Annotated in this window: 13 protein-coding genes; 7 read left to right on the top strand and 6 right to left on the bottom strand. The window is 72.8% G+C overall.

All coding sequences use genetic code 11. The features are described from left to right. Positions 1 to 125 precede the first annotated feature (125 nt). Entirely contained in the window at positions 126 to 1,034 is a 909-nt protein-coding gene (locus tag ACGFSC_RS31690; RefSeq protein WP_359915279.1) for a UTP--glucose-1-phosphate uridylyltransferase, read from the top strand. Between the two features lie 76 nt (positions 1,035 to 1,110). Here ACGFSC_RS31690 and ACGFSC_RS31685 read toward each other — a convergent pair whose 3' ends face one another. Next, entirely contained in the window at positions 1,111 to 2,367 is a 1,257-nt protein-coding gene (locus ACGFSC_RS31685; protein WP_359914843.1) for an FAD-dependent monooxygenase, read from the bottom strand. Positions 2,368 to 2,662: 295 nt separating this feature from the next. Between ACGFSC_RS31685 and ACGFSC_RS31680 the strand changes: the two genes are divergently transcribed. The 6 genes from ACGFSC_RS31680 to ACGFSC_RS31655 all read left to right on the top strand — a co-directional run bounded on the left by ACGFSC_RS31680 (position 2,663) and on the right by ACGFSC_RS31655 (position 8,005). After that, on the top strand, positions 2,663 to 2,998 hold the full coding sequence (locus ACGFSC_RS31680; protein ID WP_359914846.1) for a hypothetical protein: 336 nt from the start codon (positions 2,663 to 2,665) through the stop codon (positions 2,996 to 2,998). Positions 2,999 to 3,156: 158 nt separating this feature from the next. Further along, positions 3,157 to 4,734 (top strand): peptidoglycan-binding protein, encoded by a 1,578-nt coding sequence (locus ACGFSC_RS31675; protein WP_359914849.1) that lies wholly within the window; start codon positions 3,157 to 3,159, stop codon positions 4,732 to 4,734. Between the two features lie 14 nt (positions 4,735 to 4,748). Continuing rightward, a complete protein-coding gene (locus ACGFSC_RS31670; protein WP_359914852.1) occupies positions 4,749 to 5,204 on the top strand; it encodes a protease inhibitor I42 family protein in 456 nt (151 codons plus the stop codon). Next, a complete protein-coding gene (locus ACGFSC_RS31665) occupies positions 5,201 to 5,605 on the top strand; it encodes a hypothetical protein (protein ID WP_359914855.1) in 405 nt (134 codons plus the stop codon). Before ACGFSC_RS31670 ends, ACGFSC_RS31665 begins: the two co-directional genes overlap by 4 nt. A gap of 151 nt (positions 5,606 to 5,756) precedes the next feature. Beyond that, entirely contained in the window at positions 5,757 to 6,587 is an 831-nt protein-coding gene (locus ACGFSC_RS31660) for a glycerophosphodiester phosphodiesterase (protein ID WP_359914858.1), read from the top strand. Next, positions 6,584 to 8,005, top strand: a complete 1,422-nt coding sequence (locus tag ACGFSC_RS31655; protein WP_359914861.1) for an MFS transporter — start codon at positions 6,584 to 6,586, stop codon at positions 8,003 to 8,005. The genes ACGFSC_RS31660 and ACGFSC_RS31655 overlap by 4 nt, the downstream gene beginning before the upstream one ends. A gap of 103 nt (positions 8,006 to 8,108) precedes the next feature. Here ACGFSC_RS31655 and ACGFSC_RS31650 read toward each other — a convergent pair whose 3' ends face one another. The 5 genes from ACGFSC_RS31650 to ACGFSC_RS31630 all read right to left on the bottom strand — a co-directional run bounded on the left by ACGFSC_RS31650 (position 8,109) and on the right by ACGFSC_RS31630 (position 15,709). Continuing rightward, complete coding sequence (locus ACGFSC_RS31650) at positions 8,109 to 9,959, bottom strand: trypsin-like serine protease (protein ID WP_359914864.1); 1,851 nt, start codon at positions 9,957 to 9,959, stop codon at positions 8,109 to 8,111. A gap of 93 nt (positions 9,960 to 10,052) precedes the next feature. Further along, positions 10,053 to 11,792 carry a trypsin-like serine protease gene (locus tag ACGFSC_RS31645; RefSeq protein WP_359914867.1) on the bottom strand — a complete coding sequence of 580 codons (1,740 nt, stop codon included), beginning with the start codon at positions 11,790 to 11,792 and terminating at the stop codon, positions 10,053 to 10,055. Positions 11,793 to 11,881: 89 nt separating this feature from the next. Beyond that, entirely contained in the window at positions 11,882 to 13,456 is a 1,575-nt protein-coding gene (locus ACGFSC_RS31640) for a trypsin-like serine protease (RefSeq protein WP_359914870.1), read from the bottom strand. Between the two features lie 93 nt (positions 13,457 to 13,549). After that, positions 13,550 to 15,160, bottom strand: coding sequence for a trypsin-like serine protease (locus ACGFSC_RS31635; protein ID WP_359914873.1), 1,611 nt, complete (start codon positions 15,158 to 15,160; stop codon positions 13,550 to 13,552). 45 nt (positions 15,161 to 15,205) lie between these two features. Then, positions 15,206 to 15,709: a hypothetical protein gene (locus tag ACGFSC_RS31630; protein ID WP_392864297.1), complete on the bottom strand. Its 504-nt coding sequence runs from the start codon at positions 15,707 to 15,709 to the stop codon at positions 15,206 to 15,208. Positions 15,710 to 15,721 lie beyond the last annotated feature (12 nt).

Here is a 15,721-nt window from a genome sequence, read left to right as displayed (position 1 = left end):
AGCTTCCGCGGGGCCAACTTCCGTATGCCGACCGTCTACTTAACGGCACGTCAGCGCTTGATAGCGTCGACCGGGACGCCGCGTCACCACGGCGCCGCACCTCCCACGAAACGAGAGAGCGCCACATGGCCCCCAGGACGATCCGCCGAGCCGTCATCCCCGCCGCCGGCCTCGGCTCCCGCCTCCTGCCGCTGACCAAGGCCACGCCGAAGGAGATGCTGCCCGTCGGCGACAAGCCGGTCATCGAGCACACCGTGCGCGAGCTGATCGAGAGCGGCATCACCGACATCACCATCGTCGTGAACGGCGACAAGGGCCTGATCCAGGAGCACTTCCGCCCCAACCCCGTCCTGGTCGAGCAGTTGCGCCGGGACGGCAAGGCGGCCTTCGCGGCGGCGGTCGAGGAGGTCGGCGAGCTGTCCCGCAAGGGCCACATCAGCTACCTCTACCAGCACGGCCCGTACGGCAACGGCACCCCGGTGCTCAACGCCGCCCGGCACTTCGGCGACGAGCCCTGCCTGGTGCTCTGGCCCGACGACGTCTTCGTGGCCGAGGTCCCCCGCGCGCAGCAGCTGATCCGGGCGTACGAGCAGACCAACGCGCCGGTGCTCGCGCTGATGCCGATGGCTCCCGAGGACTCCTACCGCTACGGCGTGCCGGTGGTGAAGGAGGACCTCGGCGGCGGCTCGCTGCGGATCACCGGTCTGGTCGAGAAGCCGAAGCCGGCCGACGCGCCCTCCTCGTACGCGGCGATCGGCGGCTACGTCATCACCCCCGGCATCGTCGACGAGTTGCGCGAACTGACGCTCCGCTGGCACGAGAAGCCCGAGGACGAGGTCTACCTGACCGACGCCATCAACGCCTACGCGGCGCGGCGCGCGGTCTACGGGCAGGTCATCGCCGGCACCTGGTACGACACCGGCAACCCCGCCGCCTACCTGCGCGCCCAGTTCGCCGCTGCGCTCGCCAACCCCGAGTACGGCCCCGATCTGCGCCGGCTCGCCGCGGAGCTCTCCCCGGCCGTCGCCGGCTAGGCGGTACCGCCCGCGCCCGGCGGGGCTCCGCCCACCGACCGGTGGGCGGAGCCCCGCCGGCCGGCGGTCCGGCCGGTCAGTAGTCCGGCAGGTCGAAGTCGAGCGCCGCCCGGAAGGCCGCCTCCAGCTTCGGATCGGACTGCCCGAGGTTCGTGACGGCCTCGGACCGGGCCTTCCGGTCCCCGGTCACGTCGAGGATCGCCTGGTTGGCGGCCACGTGGTCGCGCAGCCGCCGCTCGTACGCGGGGTAGGCCGCGCGGTGGTCGCCGTCGGCCGCGCGCAGTTCGCCAGCCAGGACGTAGGCGGCGGTCAGCGCCACGCTGGTGCCCTGGCCGGTGGCCGGGGAGCAGCAGTAGCCGGCGTCGCCGAGCAGGACGACGCGGTCGTTGGACCAGCGGTCCATCCGGATCTGGGCGACGACGTCGTAGTGGAAGGCGTCGGACTCCCGCATCGCCTCCAGGAAGCGCGGCAGCTCCCAGCGCGCGTGGGCGGAGCGCTCGGCCACCAACTGCCGCTGGCGGGCCGGGTCGCGCGGGAGCATGTCGTCGATCGGCTCGTCGCTGTGGAAGCCGACGAAGACGCGCAGTTCGCTGTTGCCGCGGACGGTCATCGCCATGCAGAACCAGTTCGGGTCGTCGCCGTCCCGGTGGGCGATCTCCCAGCGGTCGAGACCGAGGTGGTTGGGCGCGCTCCAGCCGGCGACGAAGGTGTTGATGGGGTGGAGGTAGTCCGCCTCGGGGCCGAAGACGAGGCGCCGGGTGTTCGAGTGCAGGCCGTCGGCGCCGACGACCAGGTCGAAGGAGCGCTCGGTGCCGCCGCGGAACCGGACGTCGACGCCTTCCGGGTGCTGCGCCAGGGTGGCGATCGAGTCGTCGAAGCGGTACTCGACGCCGGGCCCGGCGGTCCCGGCGGTCCCGTCACCCGCGGCGGTCCCGTCACCCGCGGCGCCACCGTCCGCTCCGGCGATCAGCTCGGCGAGTTCGTCGCGCAGGATCTCCACGTCCGGGCCGCCGATCGGCCCGCCGGTGGCCGTCCACTCGGTGGTGCTGCGCAGCTCGCGGCCGTCCGCGTCGACCACGGACATCCCGCGCAGCCCGGTCCGGCGGGCCCGGACCTCCTCCAGCAGCCCCATCCGCTCGACCACCGTCAGGGCGGCGCCGCGGATGTCCACCGCCTGCCCGCCGCCGCGCAGCGAGGGGGCCCGCTCCACGACCGTGACGCGGAAGCCGTAGCGGTTCAGCCAGTGGGCGAGCGCGGTGCCGGCGATCCCGGCGCCGGAGACCAGGACCGAGGTGGGGCGGGTGCCGGAGTGCGGCCGGATGCTGTTGGACATGGTGACCTCCCGTGGGTTGCTCCGTTTCAACACCAGCGTGGTCCGGGGCACTTGCACCGCGCGGACAGGACGCGGACGCGGCGCTGTCACCGCTGACAGGACACCGGCGGCGCGCTGACAGGACGGCGCCCGCTCAAGCCTCGGCGGGGCGCCGTGACCGATCGGTGGACGGTGTGTCATGAATCTGCAACAGCGCCCCCACCAGGCCCGATACGAATTGCCCGGGCACCGGACGGCCCGTATGGTGCTCGGACGCCGTCGCGCGGACGGCTCGGGGGACGCACGAGGGGGAACCATGGCGCAGGGGTCGGGGTACGCGATCCAGGCCGGCGGGGCCGAGGGCCAGGCGAAGGCGCTGGACAAGGCGTCCGGGGACGAGGGCACGATCGGGACGGCGATCAGCGATCCGGTGTGCTACACCGCTGACGTGTTCGGGGGTGAGGACGTCGATCCGGCGTACCAGAACTTCAGCAGCTCCTGGCAGGCGCAGAGCGCGACGATCAAGAGCGCGCTGAGCGAGCTGGCGGGCAAGGTCCGCGGTTCCTCGGCCGGCTACCAGTCGGCCGACGGCGCCGTGGTGAAGGACCTCGTGGCGGCCTCGGGCAGCGGCGGGTACCGGCCCTTCGGCTGAGTCCGGCACACGGGCCGCGGCCGAACACGCGGCTGTACGCGTGTCCGCACGCGCGGCCGAACGCGCGGCTGTACGCGCAGCCCGGCGGCCGACGAGGAGCCGACGGGCAGCGGCAGGAACCACACCACGGGCAACGGGAACGGGGCGAACGAGCCGCCATGGCAGGCGAATCCACCACGCAGCGCTGCAAGGCGCTGAGCGACCGGTTGAAGGACGTCCGCGAGGCGGACAGCAAGAACGGGCTGATCTCCGCGATCAAGGGAGCCCTCGCGGTCCACGCGCCGGTCGGGGACCCGGGCACCATCGAGGCCACCGGCAACCGCTACAAGAACGCGGCCGCCGACTCGAACCAGCTCCACCAGGACGTCCTGGCGGTCGCCACCGCCGGGCTGCCGGACGTCTGGACCGGTTCCACGGGGGCGAAGGCCGCCGAGGTGGTGGCCGCCGCGGCCCGCGCCGTCGACGAGCAGACCAGCGCGCTCCACAACGGCGGGATAGCCCTGCTCCGCCTCGCGGACGCGCTGCGCAACGCCCAGGGCCAGGACAGCGCCGCGCGGTCCGCGCTCCAGCAGGTGCTGGGCTCGCTGGGCAGTGAGGACGGCTGGTTCGACGACTGGTTCGAGGGCGACGACGAGGAGGCGGCGCGCAAGAAGGCGCAGCAGGCCGCCGTGCCCCAGGTCGACGCGATGCTGAGCGCAGCCAAGCGCGCCGACGAGGCCGCCCGTGCGGCGGCCCGCGACCTGAACAAGCTGGCCTCCGAGGCCCGCGCGGGCAAGATGAAGACCGGCGCGGTCACCGCCGCCGACAAGCTCGTGCTGGCCGAGACCTCCGGTCCGGACGGTCCGACCGAGCTGAACGAGCTGTTGACCGCCAACGACATGAAGCGGTCCGGCGAGTACCTGGACAAGATGAACGAGAAGGACCGGGCGGACTTCGAGAAGCTGCTCGCCGACTCCAAGTCCCCGCAGGAGCGCGCGTATCTGATGAAGGCGCTGGCGGCCGGTCACAACATGGACGAGATCCGCGCGTTCCAGGGCAAGATCCACGGCAAGGACCCGGAGTGGCTCCGGACGCACCTGACGCCCGTCCACACCGAGGACGACGACACCACCAGCGGCGGGACCAACGACGACGGTTCCAACAAGAACACGGACGAGGTCACCTTCGACGGCGCCCGCTGGCAGCAGGCGAACACCGAGGGCACCTGCGTCGCCTCCTCCACCGTCACCGCCCGGGCGATGGTCGACCCGCTCTACGCGCTGGACCTGACCGGCGGGCCGACCGGCCAGGAGGACGACCCGGCGGCTTTCCAGCAGCGGCTGCTGGCCGAGCAGCACCGGGTGCACCAGGAGGGCGACGGCGGCGACAACTGGGACGGCATGGGGGCGGACGGCAAGGAGAAGGTGCTGGAGAAGGAGGTCAGCCCGCACACCGGCGCCGACTTCGACTACAAGAAGATGCCGAACCCCGACGACCGGCGCGAGCTCCTGCCGGACATCGAGAAGGCGGTCGCCGACGGCAAGCCAGTGCCGGTCGGGGTGGAGGGCTACGACAAGGACGGCAAGCGGTCGGGCCACGCCATGATGATCGTCGGCCAGGAGGGCAACATGCTGCAGATCTACAACCCGTGGGGCACCACCACCTGGGTCAGCGAGGACGACTTCGTCAACGGCCGCATGGGCGGCGCCTCGGACAACCGGCTGCCCACCGCCTACGCCGTCCACCTGCCGAAGTGACCGGGACGGTACGGGTGTTCACGAGGATGCCGGTCCGGGCGGCGGCGCTGGCGGCCGTCCTGGCGGCCGGGCTGTCGGCCTGCGGGCAGGACACGAGGGCCGCGCGGAACGGGCCGGAGCGCGGCCGGGTGCTCGGCGCGCAGGAGCGCTCGGTCGACCTCGCCGTCGGCGAGCGCTTCACGGTCGCCGTCCCGGACAACACCTCGGCCGGCGACCGCTGGAGCGTCGTGGACCCGAGGCCGGACGCCGCCGTCGCCGCCCTGGCCGACGAGCGGCTCGACCTCCCGGAGAAGTCGAAGACCTCGGACGGCGTCGGCGGCACCCGCTTCTACACTTTCGAGGCCAAGGGCCGCGGGACCACCGCCGTCACCCTCCTCAACTGCTTCCGCAGCTACTGCAACCTGCCCGCCCCCAGCGACGAGAACAGGAAACTGGTCGTGCGCAACACCTACACGGTGACGGTCCGATGAGCCCCGACGACCGCTTCCGCCCCAGGACGGACGACGAGCTGCGGCAGCTCGACGTGTCCGCCATGCTCCGCTACGGCCTGGCCTTCGCCGGCCCGCACCGGGCCGCGCTGTTCGGCGAGGGCGCCATCGCGGCCGCGCTGGCCGCCGACCGGCTGGGGGTGCTCCCCCGGTCGCTCGCCTTCCTCGCCGAGGTGGTGCGCAGCGGCGGCGCCCGCTACGCCGCCGACCTCCCCGAGCCGCTCCCCGGGACGGAACCGGCCCGGCTCGCCCGCGACTGGCTGGGTTCGGCGGCCACCACCGTCACCACCGTCGACGGCGACCAGTTGCTCGCCCGCTGGCTGGAGGCCGTCGCGGAGATCCTGGGACTGCGCCGGGACGTCCGCGGCGGAGCGGGGGGCTGAGGGGCGGCCCGGCCCGGGGCCGGTCCTGCGGATCGGGGGTGAAACGGAGCGTTACTGCTTGACAGGGTGCGTAATACTGTAACGCGGTACGCCCGCGGACCACGGCCGCGCGGCCCCGCCGGGTCCCTGTCCCCGCAGCTCGGAGCAGCACATGCACCCCTTCCTCGACCACCCCGGGCCGCTCGCCTTCGCGCACCGGGGCGGTGACCTCGGGCGCCCCGAGAACTCGTTCGCCGCCTTCGAGGCCGCCGTCGCGCTCGGGTACCGCTACCTGGAGACGGATGTTCACGCCACCGCCGACGGCGTGCTGGTGGCCTTCCACGACTCACGCCTCGACCGGGTCACCGACCGCGCCGGGGCGGTGGCGGAGCTGCCCTGGGAGGCCGTCAGGCGGGCCCGGATCGGCGGGACCGAGCCGGTGCCGCTGCTGGAGGACCTGCTCGGCGCGTTCCCCGGGGCCCGCTTCAACATCGACGTCAAGGCGGCGCCGGCCGTCGGTCCGCTGGTCGAGGCGATCCGCCGGACCGACGCCTGGGACCGGGTCTGCGTCGGCGGCTTCTCCGACACCCGGCTGGCCGCCGTCCGCGCCGCCGGCGGTCCCCGGCTGGCCACCTCGCTCGGCCCCCGCGAGGTCGCCCGGCTGCGGCTGCGTTCGCTGGCCGAATCGTTCCTGCCGTCCGCCGGTCCGGGGCCGCTGTCCCGGCGCCGGGGGGCGCCGTTCGCCGGGCTGTGCGCCCAGGTGCCGGAGCGTCACCGGGGCGTCCGGGTGGTCGACCGGGCCTTCGTCCGCGCCGCCCACCGGCTCGGGCTCCAGGTGCACGTCTGGACTGTGGATGATCCCACACGGATCAGGTCTCTCCTCGACCTGGGCGTGGATGGCATCATGGCCGATCGCATCGACGTCCTGCGGGACGTCCTCGGCGAGCGCGGCTGCTGGACGGACGGCAGTACCGGCTCCAGCACGGTGATGGGAACCCCATGAGCACCACGAACTCGGCGACGCACCTGCCGGACGACCCACCGACCGATCCCGCCGCCGGCCCCGCGGCCGCCGACGACGACGGACGGGCCCTGCGCCGGATACAGTTCGGCTGGTACGTCAACGACTGGGCCAACGCCGCCTTCTCGGCCACCGTCCTGACAGTGTTCCTCGGCCCGTACCTGACCTCCGTCGCCAAGGACGCCGCCGACGCGGCCGGCAATGTGCACCCGCTCGGCCTGACGATCCGTGCAGGATCGTTCTTCCCCTACACGGTCTCCTTCTCCGTGCTGCTCTCGGTCGCGGTGATGCTGTTCACCGGCACGGTCGCCGACCGCACCGGACGGCACAAGGAACTGATGTGCGGCTTCGCGTACCTCGGCTCGCTCGCCACGATGGGGATGTTCCTCCTCCAGGGCGACCGCTACCTGCTCGGCGGCGCGCTGCTGGTGGTCGCCAACATCTCGTACGCGGTCTCGGTCGCGCTCTCCTACGCCTACCTGCCCGGCCTGGCCTCCCCCGACGAACGCGACAAGGTCTCCTCCAAGGGCTGGGCCTACGGCTACGCGGGCGGCGGACTGCTGCTGATCGCCAACCTGGCGCTCTTCCAGGGCCACGACGCGTTCGGCCTGGACTCCGGCACCGCCGTGCGGATCTGCCTCGCCTCGGCCGGCCTGTGGTGGGCGCTCTTCACCGTCGTCCCGATGCTGCGGCTGCCCTCCCGGGCCGGCATCGCCCCCAGCCCCACCGCCGCCCCGGCCGAGGACGGCGAGCCCGCCGGCGGCAGCCTGCGCCAACTCGCCGACACCCTGCGCGGCATGCGCAAGCACCCGCTCACGCTGCTCTACCTCGCCGCCTTCCTCTGCTACAACGACGGCATCCAGACCGTCGTCTCCCAGGCCTCGCTCTACGGCAGCGAGGAACTCGGCATGGAGCAGACCTCGCTGGTCACCGCCGTCCTCCTGGTCCAGGTCGTGGCGATCGGCGGCGCCCTGCTGCTCGGCCGGATCGCCCACCGGTACGGCGCCAAGCGGACCATCCTCGGCTCGCTGGTCGGCTGGGTCGTCACGCTGGCCCTGGGCTACTTCATGCCCGCCCACCAGCCCGCCTGGTTCTACGTCCTGGCCTGCATGATCGGCCTGGTGCTCGGCGGCAGCCAGGCGCTCTCGCGCTCCCTGTTCTCCCACCTCGTCCCGCCGGGCAAGGAGGCCGAGTACTTCAGCTTCTACAAGGTCAGCGACCGCGGCACCAGCTGGATGGGCCCGCTGGTCTTCGGCCTCGCCTACCAGATCACCGGCAGCTACCGCTCGGCGATCATCTCGCTGCTGATCTTCTTCGTCATCGGTTTCGTCGTCCTGCTGAAGGTGCCGGTCCGCCGCGCCATCGAGGCCGTCGGCAACCCGGTGCCCGAACGGCTCTGACGGCGCCTCCGACGGCTCGCACGACGGCCCGGGCCCGGCCGCTCCCCCGACGGATCGGGGGAAGGGCCGGGCCCGGAGTGCTTCCGGCGCTCGGTGCCGCGCGTCAGCCGGTGATCATCGTCCTGCCTTCGATCGTCGTCCAGCCGCCCCAACCGCCCGGGACCGGGTCGGCCTTGTAGGTGACGTGGTTCAGGGCGCCGTTCTGCCCGGTGGCGAAGAGGTCCAGCACGCCCGCCGTGGCGTTGAACGTCACGGTCGGGAAGCGGCCGGTGGTGAACTTCCAGTCCCCGACGGAGGTCCAGTCGCGCCACCGCTTGTCGTCGGGCTGCCACTCGGCCCGGGCGAGGACACCGTCACCGCCGACCACGAACAGCTTGAAACCGCCGGTGGCGGGGTCGAAGACCACCGACGGCGAGCCCGCGAACTGCCGGCCGGGGATCTCGTACCAGCCGCTCCACTTCGTCATGCCCGGCGTGTAGTACGCGTGCGCGACGACCCCGCTGGTCCGGGTGGCGAAGACCTCCACGGTCCTGGTGACCGGGTTGTAGGCGGACGTGGGACTGCCGGAGAACGTCCAGCCGGAGTCCTGGGCGTACCAGTCGCGCCAGCCCTGGCCGTCCGACTTCCAGTAGGTCTGCTTGAGCACGCCGTCGCTGTTGATCGCGGACAGCTCGATGCCACCGGTGGAGGGGTTGTACACGGCGCTCGGGCTGCTCACGAACTCCCCGTTGCCGCGGAGGTCGGTCCAGCCGCTCCACCCCGTCGTGCCCTGGGTGTAGTACGAGTGCGCGACGAGCCCGGTGGTCCGGGTGGCGAAGACCTCCGCGGTCCTCGTCGCCGGGTTGTAGACGGCGGTGGGGCTGCCGGTGAACCTCGGGCCGCGGTCCTGGAAGTACCACTCGCGCCAGCCCTGGCCGTCCGGCATCCAGTAGGTCTGGGACAGCACGCCGTCCGTGCCGATCGCGAACAGCTCGGTGCCGCCGGTGGAGGGGTTGTACAGCGCGGTGGGAACGCTCGCGAACTCCCAGTCGCCACCGACCTGCGCCCAGCCGCTCCAGGTCGTGCCGTCCGGGCTGGTGGAGAACACCACGTGGTGGTTGCTGTCGACGGCGAAGACCGTGGAGATCTTCCGGACCGGGTCGTAGACCGAGCTGCGGGCGGCCGGGTTGGCCGTGACGGTGTCCCACCAGCCGCCGCGGACCTGGTCGATCCACCCGCCGAGGTCGTCGACGCGGGAGGAGTACGCGCCGGTGCGGGTCTCGGTGGCGGGCACGCCCAGGCAGCCGCCCTGCCAGGAGCGGGAGGCCACGGCCACCAGCTCGGCCCTGCCGTTGACCTGGCGGATCGCCGGGGCGCCCGTGTCGCCCTTGCAGACCGCCGCGCCGCCGGTACCGGTGGTGCCGATGCCCGTCGGGCTCACGGTGTCGAGGCTGAACGCGCCGCTGTGCAGCTTGTTCGTGATCCACTCGGCCTTGGTCCGGCCGTACCCGGGCACCCGCAGCGTCTCCCCGGCGCTGGGGGCGGTGGTGGCGACCGCGATCGGGGCGATGTCGGTGACGGGCTTGGCCAGCCGGGCGAGGACCAGGTCACGGTCCTGGCGCGGCGCCAGCTCCACGACCTCCGTCACCGTGCCCGCGCCGGTCGTCAGGTCGGTGCGGCCGATGGTGGCGGTGGTCTTCCACTTGGGCGCGCCCGCCGCGAGGGCCTGCGGCTGCGCCGGGTCGTCGGAGAAGCAGGAGGCCGCGGTGGCCACCCAGTAGCGGTCCACCAGCACGCCGGTGCAGGCGCGCACGTTGTCGCCGATCACCAGGCGCGCGGTGTAGGCGTAGGTGCCGTCGGCGGCCGGGTCGCCGACCACGGCGACGGCCGGGGTGAAGGTGCTCAGCGTGCCGGCGGCAGCGGCCGCGACCAGCACGCCGGCCCGCCAGGAGCGGACCTGGGACTTGCGGGACATGAGGGATCTCCCTGGAACGTTCGGGAAGGAGGGCACGCCGCAGGTGCGCGGGGTGCGCAGGAGGTTCACCGGCCGCGGACGGCACGGCGGGGATCAGACCGAGGGGCCGCCGCGGAAGCGGGCCCAGGTGGGGCCCGCCGGATCGAAGGACCACAGGGTGTTGCCGGAGTCCCGGACGTAGGTGACCGGGTGCTTGGTGACCGGGTCGAGCACGGTGTGCGGGACGGAGTCCCCGGCCAGGGTGCGGGCGAACGGCGTCAGCGTGCCGGTGGAGAAGTCCAGCGCGTTCAGCTTGTAGTCCGGGCCGTTGACGTACACCACGGTCCGCTTGCCGGCCTCGTCGGCGAACGCGACCGGGTCGGTGGCGGCCACCGGGCCGTGGTCGCGCCAGCCGGGACCCCACGGATCGGCGGACCACAGGTGGTGGGCGGTGTCGCGGACGAACGTGGTGAAGTGCCCGGTGGCGGGGTCCACGACCGTCGAGGGGACGGCGTCCGGGGCCATCGCCGTGCCGGACGTGGTCAGGGGGAACTCGACCCGGCCGGCGCTGCGGCGGTCGATGTAGTTCAGCCGGTTGTTCGGCCCGTTGAAGAAGACCACGACGTGGCCGTCGTTCGGGTTGACCACCGGCACCGGGTCGGTGGCGGCCAGGCCGCCGTAGTCGTACCAGCCCTCGCCCTGCGGGTCCACCGACCACAGGTGGTAGGCGGTGTCCCGGACGAAGGTGACCAGGTGCTTGGTGGTCGGGTCCACGACCGTGCGCGGCACCGCGTCGGGGGCCAGCGCCGTCCCGGCCGGGGTCAGGACGAAGGGGGTCCAGTGCTTGGTGGTGCGGTCGTAGGACCAGAGCTTGTTGTCCGGCCCGTTGACGTACACCATCACATGGCTGTCGGCCGGGTCGGCGGCCGGGGTGGCGATCGCCGTGGGGCGCGCGGCAGCGTAGCCGCCCAGGTCGGACCAGCCCTCGCCCAACGGGTCGTACGACCACAGGTGGTTGCTGCTGTCCTGGACGAAGGTCAGCGGATGGTTGGTGGCCGGGTCGACCACCGTGAACGGCGACGCCTTCACCACGGTCCCCGAGGGGGTGGAGTTCCTGGTCCTGGTGATCCACGGACCGAGGTCGTCCACCCGGGAGGCGTACGCGCCGGTGCGGGTCTCGGCGGCGGGCACGCCCAGGCAGCCGCCCTGCCAGGAGCGGGAGGCCACGGCGACCAGCTCGGCCCTGCCGTTGACCTCGCGGACCACCGGGGCGCCGGTGTCGCCCTTGCAGACCGCCGCACCGCCCGTCCCCGTGATGCCGACGCCGGTCGCGCTCACCGTGTCGAGGCTGAACGCCCCGGTGTGCGCCTTGTCCGGGACCCACTCGGCCTTGGTGCGCCCGAAGCCGGACACCCGCAGCGACTGCCCGGCCGTCGGCGCGGCGGTGCCCACGTCCAGCGGCGTGACGCCGTCGACGGGCGAGGCGAGGCGGGCCATCACCAGGTCACGGCCCTCGGCCTTCACCAGCTCGACCACCTGGGCCGACTTCGCGCCGATGGTGGCGGTGGTGTTCCACTTCGGCGCGCCGTCGGCGAGCGTCTGCGGCTGCGCCGGGTCGTCGGCGAAGCACGACGCCGCACTGAGCAGCCAGTACTGGTCGATCAGCGCGCCGGTGCAGCCGCGCAGGTGGTCGCCGACGACGATCCGCGCGGCGGTGGCGGAGGCGCTGTCGGCCGCCGTGTCGCCGGAGACGGCACCGGCCGGGGCGAAGGTGGTCAGCGTGCCGGCGGCGGCCGCCGCCACGGCGGCCAGCACACCCGCCCGCCGGGAGCGGAACTGGGACTTGCGGGACATGCGGACTTTCCCTTCGAGCGGGCCTGCGGGGACCCGCGGGGGCGGTCGGTCTCGTGCCGACGGCCCCCGCGGGGCGGGTGCGGGGCGGGTCAGCCGGTGGTGGCGGCGATGCCCTGGATGGCGCTGCTGTCGACCTTGTAGAAGGTGGTCCAGCTGCCGTCGGCCTTCTTGTCGGCGGTCCAGATCGCGTCGTCGGTGCCGAGGGCGAACAGCCGGATGGTGTCGCCGATGGTGGTGGTGGCGACCTGCTTGACGCCCAGAACGCCGGGCACCTGGTCGAAGGTGGTCCAGGGGCCGTTGGCGGTGCTGTCGGTGGTCCAGATCTGCTGGTCGCCGCCGACGGCGAACAGGCGCACCGTGCTGCCGATCGTGGTGGCGGCGATGTGCCGGATGGAGCTGCTGGCGATCTGCTCGAAGGTGGTCCACGTCCCGGCGGTGTAGTCGCCGGTGGTGATCCAGATCGTGTCGTCGCCGCCGATCGCGAACAGGCGCACGGTGTTGCCGACGGCGGTGGCGGTCACCTGCTTGATGGAGCTGCTGGGCAGGGCCTCGAACCCGGTCCAGGTGCCGGTGGTGTAGTTGCCCGCGGCGGTGTAGATGCGCTGGTCGCCGCCGATCGCGTACAGCCGGACCGTGTCGCCCATGGCGACGGCGGTCACCTGCCGCATGCCGCTGTTGTTCGGCACGGGCTGGAGCGGGCTCCAAGTGTTGGTGGTGCTGTTCTTCGCGGCGGTCCAGATCCGCTGGTCGCCGCCGATCGTGAACAGGCGCACCGTGTCGCCCATCGTGACCGCGCTGACCTGACGCGTGCCGATGCTGTCCGGCACCGCCTCGAAGGTGCCCCACACGTTCGTGGTGTACGCGCCCTCGTTGGTCCAGATCTTGCTGTCCCCGCCGAGTGCGAACAGCTCGCTGGCCGGACGGGAGGCCTTCACCTGCTTGACCCAGGCGCCGAGGTCGTCGACCCGGGAGCTGTAGGCGCCGGTGCGGGTCTCGGTGGCCGGGGTGCCCAGGCAGCCGCCCTGCCAGGACCGGGAGGCCACGGCCACCAGCTCGGCCTTTCCGTTGACCTCGCGGATCGCCGGGGCACCGGTGTCGCCCTTGCAGACCGCCGCACCACCGGTACCGGTGGTGCCGATGCCCGTCGGAGCCACGGAGTCGAGGCTGAAGACACCGGAGTGGAGCTTGCCCGGCACCCACTCGTCCTTGGTCCGGCCGAAACCGGGAACGCGCAGCGACTGCCCGGCCGTCGGAGCCGTGGTCGCCAGCGGCAGCACCGCGACACCGTCCACCGCCGTGGCCAGACGCGCCATCACCAGGTCACGGTCCGAACGCGGCACCAACTCGGCCACCTGCGCCGACTTCGCGCCCACCGTCACGGTCGTCTTCCACTTCGGCGCACCCGCGGCGAGCGCCTGCGGCTGCGCCGGGTCGTCGGAGAAGCACGACGCGGCCGTGACCACCCAGTAGTGGTCGACCAGCGCACCCGTGCAGCCGCGCAGGTTGTCACCGATCACCAGCCGCGCGGTGGAGGCGTAGGAACCGTCGGCGGCCGTGTCGCCGACCACGGCGCCGGCCGGCGTGAAGCTGCTCAGCGTGCCGGCGGCGGCGGCCGCGACCAGCACACCCGCCCGACGGGCGCGGACCTGGGAGTTGCGGGACATCAGGAATTCCCCCTGAGGAGTACGAGAAGTGGGTGCCCCGCCGGACCGGCGGCCGGATGGCGGCCGGCCCGGCGGGACGTGGTTCGGGCCGGGTCAGCCGGTGGTGGCGGCGGTGATCGCCTTGACACCGGTGATGCCGCCGGGGACCTCGCCCCACGGGGTCCACCGGCCGGCGTTGTAGTCGGCGTCGCGGTTGTAGACCTTGTCGTCCTCGTTGATGGCCACGACGTGGACGACGTTGCCCTCGGCGCTGCTGCTGATCGCCTTCAGGTGGTTGTCGCTGACCTTGGTCCAGGCGGGGTCCCAGCGGCCGGCGTCGAAGTTGCCGTTGGTGCTGAAGAGGGAGCCGTCCGAGCCGATGATCTGCAGGTCGACGATGTTGCCGCGGGCAGCCGCCGTGATGCCCTTGACGCCGGCGGCATCACCTGGAATGACACCCCACGGGGTCCAGCTGCCGTCGGGCCGGTTGTCGCGGGTGTAGACCTTGTCGTCCTCGTTGATGACGAAGACGTGGACGACGCCGTCGGCGGTGGTGGCGCTGGTGATCGCCTTCAGGTTGTTGACGCTGACCAGCTCCCAGGAGCCGACCCACCGGCCGGCCGTGTAATCGGCCTGGGTGCTGTACAGGGAGCCGTCGACGCCGATGATCTGCAGGCTGACGGTGTTGCCCCGGGCGGTCGCGGTGACGCCCTTGACCCCGACCGCACCGCCCGGGACCTCGCCCCACGGGGTCCAGTAGCCGCCGACCTTGCCGTCACGCGTGTAGACCTTGCCGTCCGAGCCGACGACGAAGACGTGCACGGTGTCACCGGTCGCCACCGAGTCCACGGCGGAGAGGGCGCCGCTCGGGACGGGCGACCACTTGCCGAGCCAGCTGCCCGCCTTGTAGTCGGCCACGGTGTCCCACAGCTTGGTGTCCGAACCGATGACCTGCACGTGCAGGCCGGCCGTCACCTCCGTCGTACGGAAGCGCACCTCCTGCACCCAGGCGCCGATGTCGTCGACCCGGGAGCTGTACGCGCCGGTGCGGGTCTCGGTGGCCGGAGTGCCCAGGCAGCCGCCCTGCCACGAGCGCGAGGCCACGGCCACCAGCTCGGCCTTACCGTTGACCTCACGGATCGCCGGGGCACCGGTGTCGCCCTTGCAGACCGCAGCACCACCGGTACCGGTCGTGCCGATGCCCGTCGCGGCCACGGAGTCGAGGCTGAAGACACCGGAGTGGAGCTTGCCCGGCACCCACTCGTCCTTGGTCCGGCCGAAACCGGGAACACGCAGCGACTGCCCGGCCGTCGGAGCCGTGGTCGCCAGCGGCAGCGGGGCGATGCCGTCGACGGGCGTGGCCAGGCGGGCCATCACCAGGTCACGGTCCGTGCGCGGCACCAGCTCGGCCACCTGGGCCGACTTCGCGCCGACCGTCACGGCGGTGGTCCACTTCGGCGCACCGGCCGCCAGGGCCTGAGGCTGCGCCGGGTCGTCGGAGAAGCAGGAGGCGGCGGTCAGCACCCAGTAGCGGTCCACCAGCGCGCCGGTGCAGCCGCGCAGGTTGTCACCGACGACGATCCGGGCGGTGGCGGCGTAGGAACCGTCGGCGGCCGTGTCACCGACCACGGCCTGGGCCGGGGCGAAGGTGCTCAGTGTGCCGGCGGCCACGGCCGCGACCAGCACACCCGCCCGCAGGTTGCGGGACGAGGAGTTGCGAAGCATGAGGTGTTCTTCCCAACGTGAAGGGCGGATGCGGGGCGGTGGCGGTCAGCCGGTGACGGTCAGCTCGACGAGGGCGGCCTTGTCGCCGCCGGTGCCTTCGCCGACTCCCTGGAAGCCGTTCGTGGGGACGTCGACGGTCTGGGTGGTGGTGCCGACGGTGAGGCCGGCGCGGACCGCGCGGCCGCCGCTGGTCTGGATGAAGAAGACGTCGGGCAGCTGGAGGGAGAGGGTTCCCGTCGTGCCGGTGACGGTGAAGCAGATCTGGTTGTCCGGGTTGCCCGGGGCCAGGGTCCCGATCTGGATCTGGTTGGGCTTGCCGCAGTCGGCGAGCAGGATGTGGCCGTCGCCGCGCAGCAGCTTCACCTTGGTGATGGCGGCGGCGCCGGGGTAGGAGAAGTCCTCGACGGCCGGCGGCGCGGCGGAGTTGTCGGCGGGGGTGGTGTCGGCGGCGGCGATCGCGGTGGCGCCGCCGAGGGCCGCGGCGGTCACCGCGGCGGTGGCCAGCCAGCGGCGGGCGGTCCTCCGGGTGCGGGAGGGGTTGTCTGTCACCTGGGGCTCCAT

This window comes from Kitasatospora sp. NPDC048715, assembly GCF_043198905.1.
In the GTDB taxonomy this organism is placed as follows: Bacteria; Actinomycetota; Actinomycetes; order Streptomycetales; family Streptomycetaceae; genus Kitasatospora; species Kitasatospora lactacystinica.
This window is presented reverse-complemented; position numbering and strand designations above follow the sequence as displayed.

Bases quoted from the DNA above. Each gene is read 5' to 3' on its own strand.
- ACGFSC_RS31635 (WP_359914873.1), bottom strand. From the start codon at position 15,160: ATGCTTCGCAACTCCTCGTCCCGCAACCTGCGGGCGGGTGTGCTGGTC.
- ACGFSC_RS31640 (WP_359914870.1), bottom strand. From the start codon at position 13,456: ATGTCCCGCAACTCCCAGGTCCGCGCCCGTCGGGCGGGTGTGCTGGTC.
- ACGFSC_RS31690 (WP_359915279.1), top strand. From the start codon at position 126: ATGGCCCCCAGGACGATCCGCCGAGCCGTCATCCCCGCCGCCGGCCTC.
- ACGFSC_RS31685 (WP_359914843.1), bottom strand. From the start codon at position 2,367: ATGTCCAACAGCATCCGGCCGCACTCCGGCACCCGCCCCACCTCGGTC.
- ACGFSC_RS31645 (WP_359914867.1), bottom strand. From the start codon at position 11,792: ATGTCCCGCAAGTCCCAGTTCCGCTCCCGGCGGGCGGGTGTGCTGGCC.
- ACGFSC_RS31665 (WP_359914855.1), top strand. From the start codon at position 5,201: ATGAGCCCCGACGACCGCTTCCGCCCCAGGACGGACGACGAGCTGCGG.
- ACGFSC_RS31680 (WP_359914846.1), top strand. From the start codon at position 2,663: ATGGCGCAGGGGTCGGGGTACGCGATCCAGGCCGGCGGGGCCGAGGGC.
- ACGFSC_RS31650 (WP_359914864.1), bottom strand. From the start codon at position 9,959: ATGTCCCGCAAGTCCCAGGTCCGCTCCTGGCGGGCCGGCGTGCTGGTC.
- ACGFSC_RS31660 (WP_359914858.1), top strand. From the start codon at position 5,757: ATGCACCCCTTCCTCGACCACCCCGGGCCGCTCGCCTTCGCGCACCGG.
- ACGFSC_RS31675 (WP_359914849.1), top strand. From the start codon at position 3,157: ATGGCAGGCGAATCCACCACGCAGCGCTGCAAGGCGCTGAGCGACCGG.
- ACGFSC_RS31655 (WP_359914861.1), top strand. From the start codon at position 6,584: ATGAGCACCACGAACTCGGCGACGCACCTGCCGGACGACCCACCGACC.